We start from the raw sequence: 2,933 nt of genomic DNA on the forward strand, positions 1-2,933 counted from the left end.
CTCTTGTTTCCTCCAAGAATATATTCTCTCAGGGATTCAACCGTCACCATAAGGCCGTATTCACAATAACATGCTACCCAATCTTAGTACCAGCATTGATAATAGCCCCGGGCATTACTTCAGTCACATAAAAAATTTCCACCTTACTCCCTATTATAGCAACCGAATTAGTTTCACATTGCACTTTCTCTTTTCTCAACCTTATTTGGATTTCGGATCCCTTCTCGAACCCCTTCTGCCCGAAGAACCTTTAGAAAAGTAAATAATAATATTTTTAAATCGAAGCCTAAACTCTGATGTTCTAAGTAATAGCAATCATAATTGTCTTTTTCACTTATTTCCAGACAATCTCTCCCGTTTACCTGAGCCCACCCCGAAACGCCGGGTCTTAGCCTGTGTACCCCACACCTAGTTCTTAACTTTTTCAAATCATACTGATTATATAAGGCAGGACGTGGTCCAATAAACGTCATATCACCTTTTATTATATTTAACAATTGAGGCAGCTCATCCAAACTACTCTTTCTTAAGAACTTCCCGAAAGAAGTTATATAGCTTTGAGGATCCTTCAGTAAATGGGTCGCCACATTGGGAGCCTCAGTTCGCATGGTTCGAAACTTATATAGAACAAATTCTTTGTTATTTCTTCCGATTCTTCTTTGGCTAAATAACGCTGGTCCTTTCGAATCAACTTTTATAACTAGGCTAATTATAAGTAACAAGGGACTTAAAATACCTAATAGTATCAGGCCAAAAAGAATATCTATTAACCTTTTCATTTAATCCCTCCAAACGAACCAACTAAAACCATATCAATTTCTATTGCATAATCTATACCTTTCTATACAGCCAATCTATGAAAACGTAATGGACCTTAGATGGTCGTTTAAATTAAGTACTATTTACTTTCTCTATAAATAAAAAATCCAAATTACCGAATAGAAGAAATCTACACATTCTATGCCTAGATGTCGGTAATCCGGCTGCCATCGTCTTAAGACATTAGGCCCGTGATTTTGCGTCTTCAGCTTTCACTGAATTTGCCCTTATTAATCAATTAAGTTAACATAATACACAAAATCTACTTATATAAACTAGTTATTTAAAAAAATTCAAAGCTTATTATCTAACCTCCCAACTTGCCCACTCAACCGTATTAATGTGTAACGACATGAAACAGTCTTTACCTTGCTCCTGCATTAGTAACAATTGAACTTAGGCCCATAGTCCCAGGAAAATTTTACCAATTTTCTACATAGACTGTATATTTCGACAACTATATTAAAAAATCCTCTAAAACCAAAAAAAAGTATAAAAATTTATTCTATTACTGCAAACTCCATCTATAAATGTTAATTAATTACATTCGGCCCTCTGTTCCCGTTTTTTTATCGCCTAAACAAATTCCAAAATCGGCTTCGCCTTTTCTTAATACTTGACCCCTTGAGGAAATAATTCCTATCGCCCTGCAGAGGATTCCCTTCAAGGACCGTTTGCGGATTTAGCCTCGTCAATTCCTGGTATCGTGTCTTACCCACGATTTCCTGGATGCTCTGGAGTCCTTCTAAATAGGTTAACTCCCTGCTGGAAACGTGGTGAGCGTCTGAGCCTATAACGTGGATTAGATCACTGTTGAGCATGATTTCGGCTAACTGCCTTGCCTGGGGACCATAATGTCCACTTAAACTTCTTAAATCCAGTTGAAGGAGAATCCCCTTCCTGGCCCAATCAAGGATACGCTCCGGCTGATCGGATAAGTCTCTATATCGTTCGGGATGAGCCAGGACCGGTGTTATCCCCAGGACTTGGAGCTCAAAAAACACTTGATCCGCATAGTGAGGTATCTCCAGCAGCGGAAACTCGATAAGGATATGCTTTCCTGTATTTCCCAGGGTCAGCAGTTTTCCGGCACGCACCCACTTAACCAGGTCCGGGAAGATATAGTTCTCAGCGCCGGGTAGAATTTCAACCGGAATACCAGCCTCGGTAACCGCTTGGCGCACCTGTTCCGTTGCAGTCAAAATTTCCGTAGGGCTTAAGAAATCCCTTCCTTCCAGGACATGTGGCGTGGCAATCAGTGTCTTAAAGCCTGCTTCGTGCAACTGACGTACCATTCCCAGCGTTTCCGCCATGTTTTTTGATCCGTCGTCCATTCCGGGCAGGATGTGGCTATGGCTATCGATCATCTGAACTCTCCCGACGCTTCCTCATATTCGAAGCGATCTTATTTTAACCGTTTTAGGATGACAAGTTCCTCTCCTTGTGCAGAGAGACGGCTATCCAGTTTCTTGATGTCTTCCCAGACAAAGCGTAATTCCGTTTTGATCTCGCGAACATCTTTTTTCAGAGAAGATAGGTCTTCTCCCTGCCGAGACTGACCTTCACGCAGGGCCTGTAGTTCAGAAAGAATCTGAGTGAGGATTTGTTCCATTTTTTCACCCCTTTACTTTTTATCTCAAGCTTCTAACGATTCCCGCTTAATTATAACACAAGCCTTTCTTTGCTGCTCTATTTTTTGGGGCGACTGATACAAGTATTTTTTTTGTTGTATAAATCGTACCTGATTCTTCGGCCTGACTTTTACAGTTTAAAAAAGGTGATAAGCCCATAGTCATTGAAACTATGGGCTTTTTCGCGTTTGGATCACATATAAATTTTGTTATGCTATAGAGATATCTTCTTCAGGAATTTGTTGAACACCTCCTGCCGCAAATAGATATTGTAGAAATCTTGGCCGAACGTATCCTGGATTAACTTGTAGTCCTGCGCAATTTCATCTTTGTCCGAAAATGCCAGCGTATCCACAAGTTTGCCTTTTTTGTTGCGGATCTTTTGGAATGCGATCGCACCGCCAACATCGTCGAGGTGAATAATGCCGCCCTTTAAAACCTGACATGTCGCGGTACTCAGAGCTCTTGCAATCCGCTCGGATG

Annotated in this window: 3 protein-coding genes, 1 pseudogene and 1 riboswitch; all 4 genes and pseudogenes read right to left on the reverse strand. The window is 40.8% G+C overall.

The window, feature by feature from the left end; genetic code table 11:
• Positions 1 to 173 precede the first annotated feature (173 nt).
• Positions 174 to 779 (reverse strand): sugar transferase, encoded by a 606-nt coding sequence (locus tag AC6I5A_RS06260; RefSeq protein ID WP_034613132.1) that lies wholly within the window; start codon positions 777 to 779, stop codon positions 174 to 176.
• Between the two features lie 191 nt (positions 780 to 970).
• Positions 971 to 1,055: riboswitch (cyclic di-GMP riboswitch) on the reverse strand.
• 333 nt (positions 1,056 to 1,388) lie between these two features.
• Positions 1,389 to 2,186, reverse strand: coding sequence for a tyrosine-protein phosphatase (locus AC6I5A_RS06265; protein WP_034613134.1), 798 nt, complete (start codon positions 2,184 to 2,186; stop codon positions 1,389 to 1,391).
• 38 nt (positions 2,187 to 2,224) lie between these two features.
• On the reverse strand, positions 2,225 to 2,431 hold the full coding sequence (locus tag AC6I5A_RS06270; protein WP_034613137.1) for a hypothetical protein: 207 nt from the start codon (positions 2,429 to 2,431) through the stop codon (positions 2,225 to 2,227).
• Positions 2,432 to 2,664: 233 nt separating this feature from the next.
• Positions 2,665 to 2,933, reverse strand: a pseudogene (locus AC6I5A_RS06275) (IS1634 family transposase); the annotation flags it as partial.

Source organism: Desulfosporosinus sp. Tol-M2 (genome assembly GCF_059735615.1).

Excerpts from the sequence above, each read along its gene's own strand:
- AC6I5A_RS06260 (WP_034613132.1), bottom strand. The coding sequence starts at position 779 with ATGAAAAGGTTAATAGATATTCTTTTTGGCCTGATACTATTAGGTATT.
- AC6I5A_RS06265 (WP_034613134.1), bottom strand. The coding sequence starts at position 2,186 with ATGATCGATAGCCATAGCCACATCCTGCCCGGAATGGACGACGGATCA.
- AC6I5A_RS06270 (WP_034613137.1), bottom strand. The coding sequence starts at position 2,431 with ATGGAACAAATCCTCACTCAGATTCTTTCTGAACTACAGGCCCTGCGT.